We start from the raw sequence: 13,594 nt of genomic DNA on the forward strand, positions 1-13,594 counted from the left end.
TCGGTCGTCGCGACGCCGTGGCCCCCGTCAGGGCCGGACCACGCGCGCACGTCCGTCCCGGCCATGCGCATGGTCGTCGACCTCGGTGAGCCGGACGGGTCCCGCTGGGTCGACCTCACCGGTGTGTCCCGGGCGCCGGATGCCGGTCAGCGCCGAGGCGGTCCGGGCGGCGGCGCAGACCCGTCAGGAGCTGGTGCCGCCCGCCCCCGGTCGCTGAGCCCGACGAGCCCCGACGGCGTGAGCGCGTGGCCGACGGGCCGGTCGTGCGGCTCGCGCGGCAGGGCGCCCGGCGGCAGCACCTCGTCGTCGTGCACCAGCGCGACGACGGGCACGCCGTCGGGGAGCCGGGCCAGCGCCCGGTCGTAGGAGCCGCCGCCCTGCCCCAGCCGGGTGCCGGAGCGGTCGACGGCGAGCGCCGGGACCACGACGAGGGCGCACCCGGCGAGGGCGTCGCGCCCGAGCCGCCGGCCCGGCGGGGTGCGCGCGGACCGGGTGGCGCCGTCGTCGAGGACCCAGTCGAGGTCGAGGTCGTCGCGCACGACGGGCAGGAGCACCCGGTGCCCGCCGTCGGCGAGCGCCCGCCGCAGCGGCCACGTGCCGGGCTCGTCCGGCAGCGACACGTACAGCGCGACCGTGACGGGCGGGGCCGCCGTGGTGAGCGCCAGCAGCGCCGGGACGGAGGCGGCGAGCCGGTCCGCGACGACCTCTCGCGGCAGCGGACGCGCGTCGTCGGCCAGCGCGCGGCGCGCGCGGACGGCGCGTCGCTCGGGGCGCTTCAGGGGGCTGTGTCGCGCCGTCATGGGATGATCCTCGCTGTTCGGACGTGGAAGCTCCCCCGGGGAGGCAGGCAGTGGGCATCAGGGGACGGTTGTTCGTCGCTCTGGTCGTCGCCGCCGTCGTGCCCCTGGTCGGGGTCTTCGTCCTCACGGGCATCCTCCTGCCGTACTCCGTCAACGCCTCCGAGTCCCGGCGGCTCGACCAGGTGGCGGAGGCCGGCTCCACCCTGCTGCGTCGCGACTGCGCGGCGCTCGGGCAGCAGGCCGAGGTGGTGGTCGCGCAGCTGCTCGGTGAGATCGCGGCCTCCGACGTCGCGACCGACCCCCGGGTCGTCCTTCGTCGCGAGGCCCAGCAGGTCGTGGACGGTCTGGTGTCCAGCAGCGACCCGTGGTCGGTGGTCGTCGTCGAGCGCGGCGAGAACGGCCCGAGCCGGGTCGCGGCATCCTCCGGCGACCCCGGAGTGCCTGCTGCGGCCGCGGACCCCGGGCCCTACCTCTCGTTGGCCTGCTCGCAGGGGGTGCTCAGCTCCGACGAGGCGGGCCCGGTCCTGGCCAGCACGCTCGACGTCGACCTCGGCACGAGCGCCGAGCCCGTGGCCACCGTCCTCGTCGTCCAGCCCCTCGACAGGGAGGCCGTCGACCGCCTGGCCGGCACCGTGGGGCTGAGCCGGACGGCTCTCGTGCTACTCGAGAGGACCGGCGGCGTCGTCGCGGCCTCCTCGACGCTGCAGGACACCGCCGGCGCCGTGGCCACCGAGGTCGAGGCCCAGGGCGGCGAGCGCGGGCTTGTCGCGGACCGCCGGTTCGAGGTCGGGCCCGAGGTATTCGACGGGCGGCTGCAGGTCGTGGCGGTCGGCCTGCCGCAGTCCTCCATCAGCCGGCCGCTCGTCATCAGCTTCGTCGTCAGCGCGTTCCTCGTCGCCCTGCTCGTCTGGCTCCTCAGCACCACGGTGCTGCGGCCCCTCACCGAGCTCGCGGACCTCGCGCGGCGGGTCGCGGCCGGCGAGGTCGCCGGGCCCACCGACGTGCCCCGGGTCACGACCGACTCCGACCTGCAGCGGGTGTCGAGCGTCCTCGGTGCGCTCGCGCAGGACCTCCGCCGCCGCGAGGCCGACGCCCAGCGCCAGCAGGGGGTGTTCCTCGACGCCTTCTCCCGCTTCGGTGACGCGCTGCAGCAGACGCACGACCGCGACGGCCTGCTGCAGACGGTCCTGCAGGCGGCGCTGCTCGCGGCGGAGGCGCCGATGGGCGTCGCGCTGCACCACGACCGCGGGTCCCGGCTGGGGCGCCGGCTCGTGTCGCTGCGCGAGCGGGCCCGGGGCGAGGCGGGCGCGGGCCCCACCGAGCTCGACGAGGCGCTGCGCACCCGTCTCGTGCGCCACGCCGACCGCGCGATGGCGGAGCGGGCGACGATCGAGGACCCCGGCGACGACCTGCTCGGCCCCGTGCTCGCGGTGCCGCTCGGCAACGGCACCCGGCCGCTGGGCGCCGTCGTCGTCGCCCGTGACCCCGGCTCGCCCGCCTACGACGCCGTCGCCTTCGAGGCCCTCGGCGCCCTCGCGGGCAACGCCGGCACGGCGCTGGCCAACATCAAGGACCACCTCGAGGTCGAGCGGCTGTCGGTCACCGACCCGCTCACCGGCGTCCACAACTTCCGCCACCTCAGCACGATGCTGGCCCGCGAGCTCGAGCGCGCCGTCCGCTTCGGGCACCCGCTCGGCGTCCTCATGCTCGACATCGACCGCTTCAAGCCCGTCAACGACACGTACGGCCACGCCGCGGGCGACGCGGTCCTCCGCGAGCTCGCCCGGCGCGTGGCGGAGTGCGTGCGGGAGGTCGACACCGTCGCCCGGTACGGCGGGGAGGAGTTCGCCCTCCTGCTGCCCGAGACCGACCTGGAGGGCTCGGCGGCGCTCGCCGAGCGGATCCTGGCCTCGCTGCGGGCCGAGCCGTTCCGCCTGCCCGACGGCGGGCCCGAGCTGCTGGTGACCGCGAGCGTCGGCATCGCGTGCTACCCCGAGCACGGCACCACCGGCACCGACCTCATGCGCGCGGCCGACGTGGCGCTGTACGAGGCGAAGGAGCGCGGCCGGGACCGCACCCAGGTCGCCGCCCTGCCCGGGGCCGGCGACAGCGGCGGGGCGGTGCGCGCCGCCGCGCGGGACTGAGCGTGCGGGACTCAGGGTGCCCGGACGCCCGGGGCCGTGGGCGTGCAGGTGAGGCTCGGCGCGGGGACCCCTAGGGTCGGCGCATGACTGCTGACGCTCGGGCCACGAAGGCCGTCATCCCGGCCGCGGGCCTCGGGACCCGGTTCCTGCCCGCCACCAAGGCGACGCCGAAGGAGATGCTGCCGGTCGTCGACCGGCCGGCCATCCAGTACGTCGTCGAGGAGGCGGTCGACGCCGGCCTCGAGGACGTCCTCATGATCACCGGGCGCAGCAAGCGGGCGCTCGAGGACCACTTCGACCGCAACCTCGAGCTCGAGCAGTCGCTGCAGGCCAAGGGCAAGAACGACACCCTCCGCTCCGTGCAGGAGTCCAACGACCTCGGCACGATCCACTACGTGCGCCAGGGCGACCCCCGCGGCCTCGGCCACGCGGTGCTGTGCGCCGCGCAGCACGTGGGCCACGAGCCGTTCGCGGTGCTGCTGGGCGACGACCTCATCGACCCGCGCGACAGCATCCTGCCGCGCATGCTCGACGTGCAGGCCCGCCACGGCGGCAGCGTCGTGCTGCTCATGGAGGTGCCGGAGGACCAGGTCAACCTCTACGGCTGCGCGGCGGTCGAGGCGACCGACGAGGAGGACGTCGTCCGCGTCACCGGGCTCGTCGAGAAGCCGGACCCCGAGGAGGCGCCGAGCAACCTCGCCCTCATCGGCCGGTACGCCCTCGACCCGGCCGTGTTCGAGGTGCTCCGCCACACGCCCTACGGGCGCGGCGGGGAGATCCAGCTGACCGACGCGCTGCAGACCCTCGCCCACGGCGAGGACGACGGCTACGGCGTGCGCGGCGTCGTGTTCCGCGGCCGCCGCTACGACACCGGCGACCGCCTCGACTACCTCAAGACGGTCGTGCGCCTCGCGTCCGAGCGCGACGACCTCGGGCCGGACTTCCGTGCGTGGCTGCAGGAGTACGTCGCGGGCGAGGGCCCGGACCTGTCGTGAGGCGGCGGTGAGCGCGGCGGGCGGCGGGCTGCCGGGGGCCGGGCTGCTGGGGGTGGACGAGCACCTGCGCGAGTGCCTCGCGCTCGCCGTGCCGCTGCCGCCCGCCGACCTGCCCCTCTTGGACGCGCTCGGCCGGGTGCTCGCCGAGGACGTCGTCGCACCCGCCCCGCTGCCGGGCGCCGACAACTCCGGCATGGACGGCTACGCCGTGCGGTGCGCCGACGTCGCGGGCGCGAGCGAGGCGACCCCCGTCGAGCTGCCCGTCGTCGGTGACGTCGCGGCCGGCGAGCACGCGGCGCCCCTCGCCCCCGGCACCGCCGTCCGGATCATGACGGGCGGGGTCGTGCCCGCCGGAGCCGACGGCGTCGTGCCCGTCGAGCAGACCGACGGCGGGACCGACGTCGTCCGGCTGCGGGCCGAGGCCGTTCCGGGTCGCTTCGTGCGGCGGGCGGGCAGCGACGTCGCCGCGGGCGAGGTCGTGGCGCGGGTCGGCGACCCGCTCGACCCGCGCCGGCTGTCCCTGCTCACCGCGGTCGGCCGGGCCTCGGTGCGGGTACGTCCCGCGCCCCGCGTCGTCGTCATGAGCACCGGCGACGAGGTCGTCGCGCCGGGGGCGCCGCTGCGCCCGGGCCAGGTGCACGACTCCAACGGCGTCGGCGTGGCGGCGGCGGCCCTCGAGCTGGGCTGCCGCGTCACCCGGGCCGGCGCCGTGCCGGACGACCCCGACGGCTTCCGCGCCGCCCTCGCCGACGCGCTGGGCGCCGCCGACGTGCTCGTGACGACGGGGGGCGTGTCCGCGGGTGCGTTCGACGTCGTCAAGGCGGTGCTGCGCGACAGCGGGACGGTGCGCTTCCGTCGGGTCGCGGTGCAGCCCGGCATGCCGCAGGGTCTCGGTGTGCTGCGGGGAGCCGACGGGCGGGACGTGCCCGTGTTCTGCCTGCCGGGCAACCCGGTGAGCGCGATGGTGTCCTTCGAGGTGTTCGTGCGACCGGCGCTGCGGACCGTGCTCGGGGAGCGCGACGTGCTGCGGCCCACCGTCCCGGCGACGGTCCGCGGGGGCTGGGCCTCGCCCGAGGGCAAGCGGCAGTACGCGCGGGTCCGGCTGGAGCGCAGCGCCGGCGGCGGCCTCGTCTGCGAGGCGGTCGGCGGCCAGGGCAGCCACCTTGTCGCCGACCTCGCGACCGCGGACGCGCTCGCCGTCGTCCCCGAGGCCGTCACCGCCGTCGCCGAGGGCGACACCCTCGAGTGCCTCCTGGTCGGGGCGGTGCCGCGGTGAGCGAGGAGCCGCGCGGGCTCACGCACGTCGACGCCGCCGGCCAGGCGCGCATGGTCGACGTGAGCGCCAAGCCCGTCACGGTCCGCGAGGCCGTCGCGACCGGCCTGGTGCGGTGCGCGCCGCACGTCGTCGCGGCGCTGCGCGACGCGAGCGTCCCGAAGGGCGACGTGCTCGCCGTCGCCCGCCTCGCCGGCATCCAGGCGACGAAGCGGACCCCCGACCTCGTCCCGCTCGCCCACCCCGTCGCGGTGCACGGCGTCGTCATGGACGTCGAGGTCGTCGACGCGGGCGTGTCGCTGCGCGCGAGCGTCCGGACGGCGGAGCGCACCGGCGTGGAGATGGAGGCGCTCACCGCGGTCGCGGTCGCCGGTCTCGCGGTCGTCGACATGGTGAAGGCGCTCGACCGCGAGAGCGAGATCACCGACGTGCGGGTCGTGGCCAAGCGCGGTGGCCGTTCCGGGGACTGGGTCCGCGGTGGCTGAGCACGCTCCCGGCGGCGCCGGGTCGGGCGCGGCCAGCGGCGCTCCCGTCGCGACGGGCAGGGCCGTGGTCGTCACGGTGTCGACGAGTGCGGCGGCGGGCACCGCGGCGGACCGCTCCGGCCCGCTGCTCGTCGACGGGCTGCGCGGGCTCGGCCTCGACACCCCCGACGCCCGGGTCGTGCCCGACGGCGACGCGGTCGCCGACGCCCTCCGCTCGGCCCTGGCCGACGGGGCCGACGTCGTCCTGCTCACCGGCGGCACCGGCCTGAGCCCCGACGACACCACACCGGAGCAGGTCCGCCCGCTGCTCGAGCGCGAGGTCCCGGGCATCGCGGAGGCGCTGCGCGCCGACGGCCGTGCCCGCGGCGTCGCCACCGCGGCGCTGTCGCGCTCGGTCGCGGGTGTCGCGGGACGGAGCCTCGTCGTGGCCCTGCCCGGCTCGACCGGCGCGTGCCGCGACGCGCTGGAGGTCCTCGGCCCGTTGCTGCCGCACGCCGTGGCGCTGCTCGGCGGGACGCCGGGGGAGCGGCTGCACCCCGGCGGCAGGGGGGACGCGTGAGGCTCTGGCCGGTCGAGCTCGGGCACGGGCCGCTCCGGCTGCGCCCGCTTCGCCGACGCGACCAGCACGCGTGGGAGGAGGTGCAGGTCCGCAACCGCGACTGGCTGCAGCCGTGGGAGGCGACGTCGCCGGACTCCGCCACGCCCCCGACCTTCGCCCAGATGGTGGCGGGTATGCGCCGGCAGGCTCGAGAGGGCCGGGCGCTGCCGTTCGCGATCGACGTCGACGGCCGGCTGCGGGGGCAGCTGACGGTGTCGCTGCTCGCGTGGGGCGCGTTCCGCAGCGGGACGGTCGGGTACTGGATCGACCGCGCGGTGGCGGGACGAGGGCACGTGCCGTGCGCCGTGGGGCTCGCGGTCGACCACTGCTTCGCGGCCGGGCTGCACCGCATGGAGGTGAACATCCGGCCGGAGAACGGCCCGAGCCTCGCCGTCGCACGCAGGCTCGGCCTGCGCGAGGAGGGGCTGCGCCGCGGGCTGCTGCACATCGACGGCGACTGGCGCGACCACCTGTCCTTCGCGGTCCTCGCCGAGGAGGTGCCGGACGGCCTGCACGCCCGGGCGCACCAGCGCTCGAGCGGCAGCCACGAGGTCGCGACACACCTGTGAGGTCCACGCCCGCGGCGACCCGCGCACCTACGGTCGTCACGTGGGCACGGGCGGGATCATCTTCCTCGTCATCGCAGGCTTCTGGGTCGTCTACCTCGTGCCGGTGCTCGCCCGCGAGCGGGCGGCGCGGCTGGAGAACCGGGACGGCGACCGGTCGTCGGCGGCGGTCCGGGTGCTCGAGCGCCCCGCCGCCCAGCGGCCCTCGCACCGGGTCGTGCTGACCGCCGACCGGCCGCTGGTCTCCGACCGCATGCCGGCGCGGCCCACCCCGGACCTCGCCGAGACCCTGCGGCGCCGCTCGGCCACCGACCGCCTCGCGACCCGCGTGCGCGCGTGGGCCGCGCTGGTCGGGGTCGTCGTGCTCGTCGCCACCGGCCTCGCCGCGCCGTTCGGGGCGGTGCCGTGGTGGGCGCCCGTCGCGGCCGTCGGCTGGCTCGGTGCCGTCGTCGTGTCCGGAGCCGTGTCCGCCGCCGGGGCCCGCCGCCGTCACGCGCCGGTCCGCCGCACCGCCGTCGACCTGCCGCCCCGGGCCCGCCGCGTCGCGACCGAGGTCTTCGACGCCCGCGCCTCCCGCCCCGCCCCGCCGCCCGCGTCGTCCCCCGTGGCCGCGCCGTCGACGATCCCGGCGGGTCGTGCGACCGGGGTGGAGGCGCCACGCCGCGCCGCGGTCGGGGAGCAGGGCGACGGCACGTGGACCCCGGCCGCCGTCCCCGCACCCGTGTACGTCAACAAGCCCGTCAGCCCGCGCCCGCCGGCCCTGCCGTGGTCGCTTCCGCCCGTCGCCCTCGGCGACGCGGAGCCCGGCCGCGCGGCGACCGGTCCCTCGACGCCGCCGCGTGAGCAGTCCGGGACCGCCCCCGCCGCCGACGACGCCGCCCCCATGGCGGAGCAGCCGCCCGAGCGGCGCAGCGCCGCCGGCTGACGGACCCGGACCAGCGGTCCGCCGCGAGCGGGCCGACGCCTCACCGGGTGCCTAGGGTCGTGCCGTGCCCGCAGCCGACGACCCCGCCCCCGCGCCGCCGCCACCCCGCCGGGTCCTGCTGACCGGGGCGCGCGGTACGACCAGCGTCCCCCTCGCGGCCCTCCTCGCCCGGCAGGGCGACGTCGAGGTGCTGGGCGGCAGCAGCAGGCCGGAGGCGGTCGACCTCGAGGGGGTGACCCCGACGCGCCTGTCGTGGGACGACCCGGCCGGCTGGCCGGCGGCCCTCGACGGCGTCGACGCGGTGTACGTCGTGCTGCCCATCCGGTCCGACGCGCCGGAGATCCTGCGGGACGTGCTCGCGGACGTCGACCCGGGGACGCGCGTCGTGCTCCTGTCGGAGCGCAACGCCGACGACGGCGGGCCCGACGGCTGGACGGTGCGGGCCGAGCGGGCCGTCCGCGACAGCGGCCTGCCGTGGACGGTGCTGCGCCCCAGCTGGTTCATGCAGGTCCTCACGGACCCGCGCTTCTTCGGTGACGCGGTGCGGCAGGACGGTGAGCTGCCCTTCGCCGACGGCGGAGCGCCCGTGGCGTGGATCGACGCCCGCGACATCGCGGCGGTGGCGGAGCGGGCCCTCGTGTCCGACGGTCTCCTTGGGCGGGTGCTCGAGCTGTCCGGGCCGGAGTCGCTCACGCTCCGGGAGACCGCCGCACGGCTCGCCGCCGCGGCCGGGCGGCCGGTGAGCCACCGGTCCACGAGCGTCGAGGAGGCGGTCGCAGGCAGCGACGGCTTCGAGCGCGCGCTCAGCGCGTACACCTTCGAGCGCGTCGCGGCCGGACGCTTCGCCGAGGTGACCGGCACGGTGGCGGAGGTGACCGGCCGTCCCGCACGCAGCCTCGGGCAGTACCTGCACGAGGTGGGCCTCTGACCGCCGCCCACGGGCGTCGGCGGCGGCCTCGGGCGTCGTGGCGGGGTCCGGCGCGGTGCTAACCTCGTGGCTCGCAAGGGGCTGTGGCGCAGCTGGTAGCGCACCTCGTTCGCAACGAGGGGGTCAGGGGTTCGAGTCCCCTCAGCTCCACCCACCGGGGCCGGTCACCGACCGGCCCCGACGCTCGTCCGGGGCGGGCGACCGCCCGACCGTCGCTGTCGGACCGCGCCCCTACGGTCACCGGCCGTGGGACGCATCCTCTTCGACACCGCCACGAGCATCGACGGCTTCATCGCCGACCCGGACGGCTCCCTCGCCTGGCTCTTCGCCGTCGAGGGGGGCGAGGACCCCGACGAGGCGCTCTTCCCCAGCGGCGCGAGCGTGCTCGTCGAGGGCTCGACGACGTACGAGTGGATCCTCCGCGAGGAGGACGTGCTCGCCCACCCCGAGAAGTGGCAGGGCTTCCACGGCGACCGCCCGACGTTCGTCTTCACCCACCGGGACCTGCCGGTGCCCACCGGTGCCGACGTGCGGTTCGTGCGCGGGCCGGTCGCCGACGTCCTGCCGCGGCTGCGCGAGGCCGCCGGCGACGGCGACATCTGGGTCGTGGGAGGGGGCGACCTCGCCGGTCAGTTCCTCGACGCGGGCGCCCTCGACGAGGTCGCCCTGTCCGTGGCGCCGGTCGCCCTCGGCGGCGGCGCGCCGCTGCTGCCGCGGCGCGTCACCTCCGAGCGGCTCCGGCTGCGCTCCGCCGCCGCCCACGGGCAGTTCGCTCGGCTCGTCTACGAGGTCCGGCCGGCGCACGACGCGCTCAGCCCGTGACGCGCCCGTCGACCTCGGTCCGTACGCCCCCACCCATGAAGCACACGTGCCCGGGCAGCGGCAGCGCCTCGGGCAGCGGCTCCTCGTAGCCCCACGCGACGTCGGCGGGGCCGCCGACGAGCGAGCGGTACGTCGCGTCGCCCTCGTACGGGCAGGCGTGGCCGTGGTGCTGTCGCGCGGCCCCTCCGGCGTCGCGAGCGCACGGACGTACGTCGGGCACGAGCAGCAGCAGGTGGTCGGTGCCGCGGTCGCCTTAACGCTCGGACGTGTCGTGCACGACCACCTGGAGGGGGCGGGTGTCGCCGCTGCCTCACGCACGACCGTGTCGTGCCCGACCGTCTCGTGCGCGACCCTGTCGGGCGCGACACGGTCGTGCGTGACGCGAGTGGTGCAGCACCTCGCCCCAGGTGGTCGTGCACGACCGATCCCTACGACCGATCCCTACGACCGGTCCGTACGACCGGTGCCTGCGACCGGCCCGCACGAGCCCGGCCCGACCGGCCCGGCCGCCGTCACGACCAGGTCAGACCCAGCTCGGCCACCACATGCGCAGGCGCCACTCCGAGGTCGTGATGACCTGCGCCGTCCACACGGGGTAGAAGAACAGCAGGCACGCGACCGCGCCGACGACGACCGCCCCGACGCCGACCGCCCCCCACAGGCGCCGGTCCGGCGAGGCGGTCACCGGCCCGAGCAGCAGCCCGAGGGCGTACGTGAGGGCGAGCACGAGGTACGGCACGAAGGCGACGGCGTAGAAGTAGAAGATCGTGCGGTCCTGGAAGGCGAACCACGGCAGGTAGCAGGCCGCGAGCGGCACGAGCACCGCCCCGGCCCGCCAGTCGCGACGCAGCAGCCACGCGAGCAGGCAGACGACGACGGCGATGGTGCCGCCCCACCACACGACCGGGTTGCCGAGCGACGTCACCGCCGAGCTGCAGGCGTCGGCGCCGCAGCCCTCCAGCCCCTCGTTCTGGCCGCGGTAGTAGAACGACGTCGGCCGGCCCATGACGAGCCACGACCAGGGGTTCGCCATGTACGGGTGCTCGTTGTCGACCGTGTTGATCGAGCGGTGGAAGTCGTACGCGGAGACGTGGTAGTGCCACAGGCTCGCGAGCGCGTCGGGCAGCCACGGGGTCGCCTCGTCCGGGTTCTCCGCCGCCCACTGCCGGCTGTACGCGTCCGGCGAGCGGAACCAGCCCGTCCACGACGCCAGGTAGGTGACGAACGCGACCGGGACCAGGGCGAGGAACGCGAACCACGAGTCGCGCACGAGCATCCCCGTGAACCAGCGGTCGACCCCGACCGCGCGGCGCGCACCCATGTCCCACAGCACGGTGAGCACGCCGAACGCCGCGAGCACGTACAGGCCCGACCACTTGGTCGCGCACGCCGCGCCCAGCGCGACCCCCGCCAGCAGGCGGTAGGGCCGCCAGCCCAGCCACGGCCCGTACGGGTCGAGCCGTCGGCCGGCCGCGACGGTCTCCGCGACGCGTCGCGCCAGCCGTTCCCGCGCCGCGAAGCGGTCGGCGAGCAGCAGCGCGAAGGCCACGAGCACCCAGAAGGCGAGGAAGATGTCGAGCAGGCTCGTGCGCGAGTGCACGATGTGGTGCCCGTCGACCGCGAGCAGCAGCCCCGCGACCCCGCCGAGCAGCGCCGAGCCGAACAGCGCCCGGGCGACGAGCACGACCAGCACGACCATGAGCACACCGACGACCGCGGCGGACAGCCGCCAGAAGAACGTGTCGTCGGGGTCCAGGCGCATGCCCGCCGCGATCATCCACTTGCCGAGCGGCGGGTGGACGACGAAGTCCGGGTTGCCGCGGTCGAACACGTCGAGCGTGCCGGAGTTGAAGAGGTCGTTGGCGTAGGTGTCCGACCAGTCCTCGGGCTTCGGGTCCGGCGGGTCCGGGTCCTCCAGCGCCCGGACCTCGTGCCCGAACAGCAGCATCGAGTACGCCTGCTTGACGTAGTACGTCTCGTCGAACACGAGCTCGGCGGGGCGGCCGAGGCCGGGCAGGCGGAGCAGCGCGGCGATGCCGCCCATGACCGCGGCGACGGCCCACGCCCACCACGCCGGCTCGGGGTGCACGAGGCCGAGGCGCTCGCGCAGCCGCTGCCGCGTCGCCGCGACCGCGCCCGCGTCGTCCCGCCCGGCCCCCGGACGGCGGTCGAGCACCGTCCCCGTGCTGCTGCTCACGGGCCCAGGCTACGGGCGGCTCCCGGTGGCACCGGCGGCTGCGCCGGATACCGTCGTCGCGTGCCCGTCCCGGACGGCCCGTCGACCGGGCGCCTGCTGCTGGCCGCCACCCCCATCGGGGACCCCGACGACGCGAGCGCGCGGCTGCGTCGCTGGCTCGCGGAGGCCGACGTCGTCGCCGCCGAGGACACCCGCCGCCTGCGCCGGCTCACCGGGGCGCTAGGGGTCGACGTCCGCGGCCGCGTCGTCGCGCACCACGAGCACAACGAGACCGGCGGCTCCGGCGGCTCGTCCTCGGCGCTGCTGGCGGAGGTGCAGGCCGGCCGCACCGTGCTCGTCGTCACGGACGCCGGCATGCCGACCGTGTCCGACCCCGGCTACCGAGCCGTCGTCGCCGCGGTCGAGGCGGGCCTGCCCGTCACGGTGCTGCCGGGCCCGAGCGCGGTGCTCGCGGCGCTCGCGGTGTCCGGTCTGCCGACCGACCGCTTCGCCTTCGACGGGTTCCTGCCCCGCAGGCGCGGCGAGCGTGAGCGCGCCCTCGCCGGTCTCGTCGCCGAGCAGCGCACCGTCGTCCTCTTCGAGGCGCCCCACCGGCTCGCGGAGATGCTCGACCACGCCGCGGAGGTGCTCGGCGCCACGCGGCGGGCCGCGGTGTGCCGGGAGCTGACGAAGACCTACGAGGAGGTCCGCCGCGGCACGCTCGCCGAGCTCGCGGCCTGGGCCGGCGCGGCCACCGTGCTCGGCGAGGTCACCGTGGTGCTCGCGGGCGCCGTCGTGGAGGCCGCGGAGCCGGCGGACCTCGTCGCGGAGGTGACGGCCCGCGAGGCCGCCGGCCTGCGCCTCAAGGACGCCGTCGCGGAGGTGGCGTCGCTGCGCGGCGTGCGCAAGAACGCGCTCTACGACGCCGTCCTCGCCGCCCGCCGGGGCTGAGCCCCGCTCGCCCCAGGTTGTGCGCACGCGCGACGGCGGGGACGGTCGAGGGACTACCCGACCGCGACCCTCGGGGGCTCCCACCATGAACATCGAGAACGAGTACGTGTACGACTTCGTCTCGTACACGATCGTGTCCCACGTCTTCACCCTCGGCTACGCCGCCATGGCGGCCGGCCTCGTCTTCTTCCTCGTCACCTCCTCCAACAGCCACCCGCGCTACCGGCTGTCGTCCGCGCTGTCCGCGGTGGTGATGGTGTCGGCCCTGCTCGAGCTGTACGTCATCTCCCAGCGCTGGACGCAGGCCTTCCGCTGGGACGGGGAGGCGTTCGTGCAGGCCGAGACCGCCTTCTCCAACGGCTACCGCTACATGAACTGGTCGATCGACGTGCCCGTGCTGCTCACGCAGCTCCTCATCGTCATGGGGGTGACGGGTGCGGCGTTCCGGCGCGCGTGGGCGCTGTTCGCGGGCGCGGGCCTGCTCATGGTCTACACCGGCTACGTCGGGCAGTACTACGAGGTCGAGCGCACCGCCCCGTTCTGGGTGTGGGGCGCCGTCAGCACCGTCTTCTTCCTCGTCATCCTCGTGCTCGTGTACCGCGTGGTCCACGGCAACCTGCCGCGCCTGCCGGAGAACGCCCGCGGTCTCGCGAAGTCGGTCTGGTGGCTGCTGTTCGTCTCGTGGATGCTCTACCCGGGCGCGTACCTCATGCCGGTCCTCATCGACGGGACCGACGGCGTGGTCGCGCGGCAGATCACGTACACGGTCGCCGACATCACGTCCAAGGTCATCTACGGAGTCCTCCTCGCCGTCATCGCGCGCAAGGTGAGCATCGCCGAGGGCTTCACCGACGCCGTCCCCTCCGACGTCGCGCGGGTGCGCGGCGGCATCACCGAGGTGCAGGCCCCCGGTCGCGTGTGAGCGGCCACC

General features: G+C 76.3%; 14 protein-coding genes and 1 tRNA gene. 12 read left to right on the plus strand and 3 right to left on the minus strand.

Annotation, left to right across the window (positions count from 1 at the left end):
• Nucleotides 1-146: 146 nt before the first annotated feature.
• Nucleotides 147-800, minus strand: coding sequence for a 5-formyltetrahydrofolate cyclo-ligase (locus WAA21_RS05840; protein WP_336921831.1), 654 nt, complete (start codon nucleotides 798-800; stop codon nucleotides 147-149).
• A 50-nt stretch (nucleotides 801-850) separates the two neighbouring features.
• On the opposite strand from WAA21_RS05840, the gene WAA21_RS05845 reads away from it, so the two are divergent.
• The 10 genes from WAA21_RS05845 to WAA21_RS05890 all read left to right on the plus strand — a co-directional run bounded on the left by WAA21_RS05845 (nucleotide 851) and on the right by WAA21_RS05890 (nucleotide 9,536).
• Complete coding sequence (locus WAA21_RS05845) at nucleotides 851-2,944, plus strand: GGDEF domain-containing protein (RefSeq protein ID WP_336921832.1); 2,094 nt, start codon at nucleotides 851-853, stop codon at nucleotides 2,942-2,944.
• A gap of 83 nt (nucleotides 2,945-3,027) precedes the next feature.
• Nucleotides 3,028-3,939 carry a UTP--glucose-1-phosphate uridylyltransferase GalU gene (galU, locus tag WAA21_RS05850; protein WP_336921833.1) on the plus strand — a complete coding sequence of 304 codons (912 nt, stop codon included), beginning with the start codon at nucleotides 3,028-3,030 and terminating at the stop codon, nucleotides 3,937-3,939.
• A 7-nt stretch (nucleotides 3,940-3,946) separates the two neighbouring features.
• Nucleotides 3,947-5,215 carry a molybdotransferase-like divisome protein Glp gene (gene glp, locus WAA21_RS05855; protein ID WP_336921834.1) on the plus strand — a complete coding sequence of 423 codons (1,269 nt, stop codon included), beginning with the start codon at nucleotides 3,947-3,949 and terminating at the stop codon, nucleotides 5,213-5,215.
• A gap of 50 nt (nucleotides 5,216-5,265) precedes the next feature.
• Nucleotides 5,266-5,697 carry a cyclic pyranopterin monophosphate synthase MoaC gene (gene moaC / locus WAA21_RS05860; RefSeq protein WP_442893240.1) on the plus strand — a complete coding sequence of 144 codons (432 nt, stop codon included), beginning with the start codon at nucleotides 5,266-5,268 and terminating at the stop codon, nucleotides 5,695-5,697.
• A complete protein-coding gene (locus WAA21_RS05865; protein WP_336921836.1) occupies nucleotides 5,690-6,256 on the plus strand; it encodes a MogA/MoaB family molybdenum cofactor biosynthesis protein in 567 nt (188 codons plus the stop codon). Before moaC ends, WAA21_RS05865 begins: the two co-directional genes overlap by 8 nt.
• Entirely contained in the window at nucleotides 6,253-6,864 is a 612-nt protein-coding gene (locus tag WAA21_RS05870; protein WP_336921837.1) for a GNAT family N-acetyltransferase, read from the plus strand. The genes WAA21_RS05865 and WAA21_RS05870 overlap by 4 nt, the downstream gene beginning before the upstream one ends.
• A 40-nt stretch (nucleotides 6,865-6,904) precedes the next feature.
• Nucleotides 6,905-7,786: a hypothetical protein gene (locus WAA21_RS05875; RefSeq protein ID WP_336921838.1), complete on the plus strand. Its 882-nt coding sequence runs from the start codon at nucleotides 6,905-6,907 to the stop codon at nucleotides 7,784-7,786.
• Between the two features lie 64 nt (nucleotides 7,787-7,850).
• Nucleotides 7,851-8,714, plus strand: a complete 864-nt coding sequence (locus WAA21_RS05880; protein WP_336921839.1) for an NAD(P)H-binding protein — start codon at nucleotides 7,851-7,853, stop codon at nucleotides 8,712-8,714.
• Between the two features lie 77 nt (nucleotides 8,715-8,791).
• A tRNA-Ala gene (locus WAA21_RS05885) sits at nucleotides 8,792-8,864 on the plus strand.
• Between the two features lie 96 nt (nucleotides 8,865-8,960).
• Entirely contained in the window at nucleotides 8,961-9,536 is a 576-nt protein-coding gene (locus tag WAA21_RS05890; protein ID WP_336921840.1) for a dihydrofolate reductase family protein, read from the plus strand.
• On the opposite strand, the gene WAA21_RS05895 is transcribed toward WAA21_RS05890, so the two are convergent.
• Nucleotides 9,526-9,756: a DUF427 domain-containing protein gene (locus WAA21_RS05895; RefSeq protein WP_336921841.1), complete on the minus strand. Its 231-nt coding sequence runs from the start codon at nucleotides 9,754-9,756 to the stop codon at nucleotides 9,526-9,528. The two genes, WAA21_RS05890 and WAA21_RS05895, sit on opposite strands and share 11 nt — an antisense overlap.
• A 303-nt stretch (nucleotides 9,757-10,059) precedes the next feature.
• Nucleotides 10,060-11,733, minus strand: coding sequence for a dolichyl-phosphate-mannose--protein mannosyltransferase (locus WAA21_RS05900; RefSeq protein ID WP_336921842.1), 1,674 nt, complete (start codon nucleotides 11,731-11,733; stop codon nucleotides 10,060-10,062).
• A gap of 60 nt (nucleotides 11,734-11,793) precedes the next feature.
• Between WAA21_RS05900 and rsmI the strand changes: the two genes are divergently transcribed.
• Together rsmI and WAA21_RS05910 are read left to right on the plus strand one after the other, a co-directional pair.
• The gene (gene rsmI, locus WAA21_RS05905) at nucleotides 11,794-12,663 is read left to right on the plus strand and encodes a 16S rRNA (cytidine(1402)-2'-O)-methyltransferase (protein ID WP_336921843.1); all 870 of its coding nucleotides are present in this window, start codon (nucleotides 11,794-11,796) and stop codon (nucleotides 12,661-12,663) included.
• Between the two features lie 85 nt (nucleotides 12,664-12,748).
• A complete protein-coding gene (locus tag WAA21_RS05910; protein ID WP_336921844.1) occupies nucleotides 12,749-13,585 on the plus strand; it encodes a bacteriorhodopsin in 837 nt (278 codons plus the stop codon).
• The last annotated feature ends 9 nt before the right edge of the window (nucleotides 13,586-13,594 follow it).

It is taken from the genome of Aquipuribacter sp. SD81 (assembly GCF_037153975.1).
Classification (GTDB): Bacteria; Actinomycetota; Actinomycetes; order Actinomycetales; family JBBAYJ01; genus Aquipuribacter.

Coding starts and splice junctions, on each gene's coding strand:
- WAA21_RS05840 (WP_336921831.1), bottom strand. CDS start 800: ATGACGGCGCGACACAGCCCCCTGAAGCGCCCCGAGCGACGCGCCGTC.
- galU (WP_336921833.1), top strand. CDS start 3,028: ATGACTGCTGACGCTCGGGCCACGAAGGCCGTCATCCCGGCCGCGGGC.
- moaC (WP_442893240.1), top strand. CDS start 5,266: ATGGTCGACGTGAGCGCCAAGCCCGTCACGGTCCGCGAGGCCGTCGCG.
- WAA21_RS05910 (WP_336921844.1), top strand. CDS start 12,749: ATGAACATCGAGAACGAGTACGTGTACGACTTCGTCTCGTACACGATC.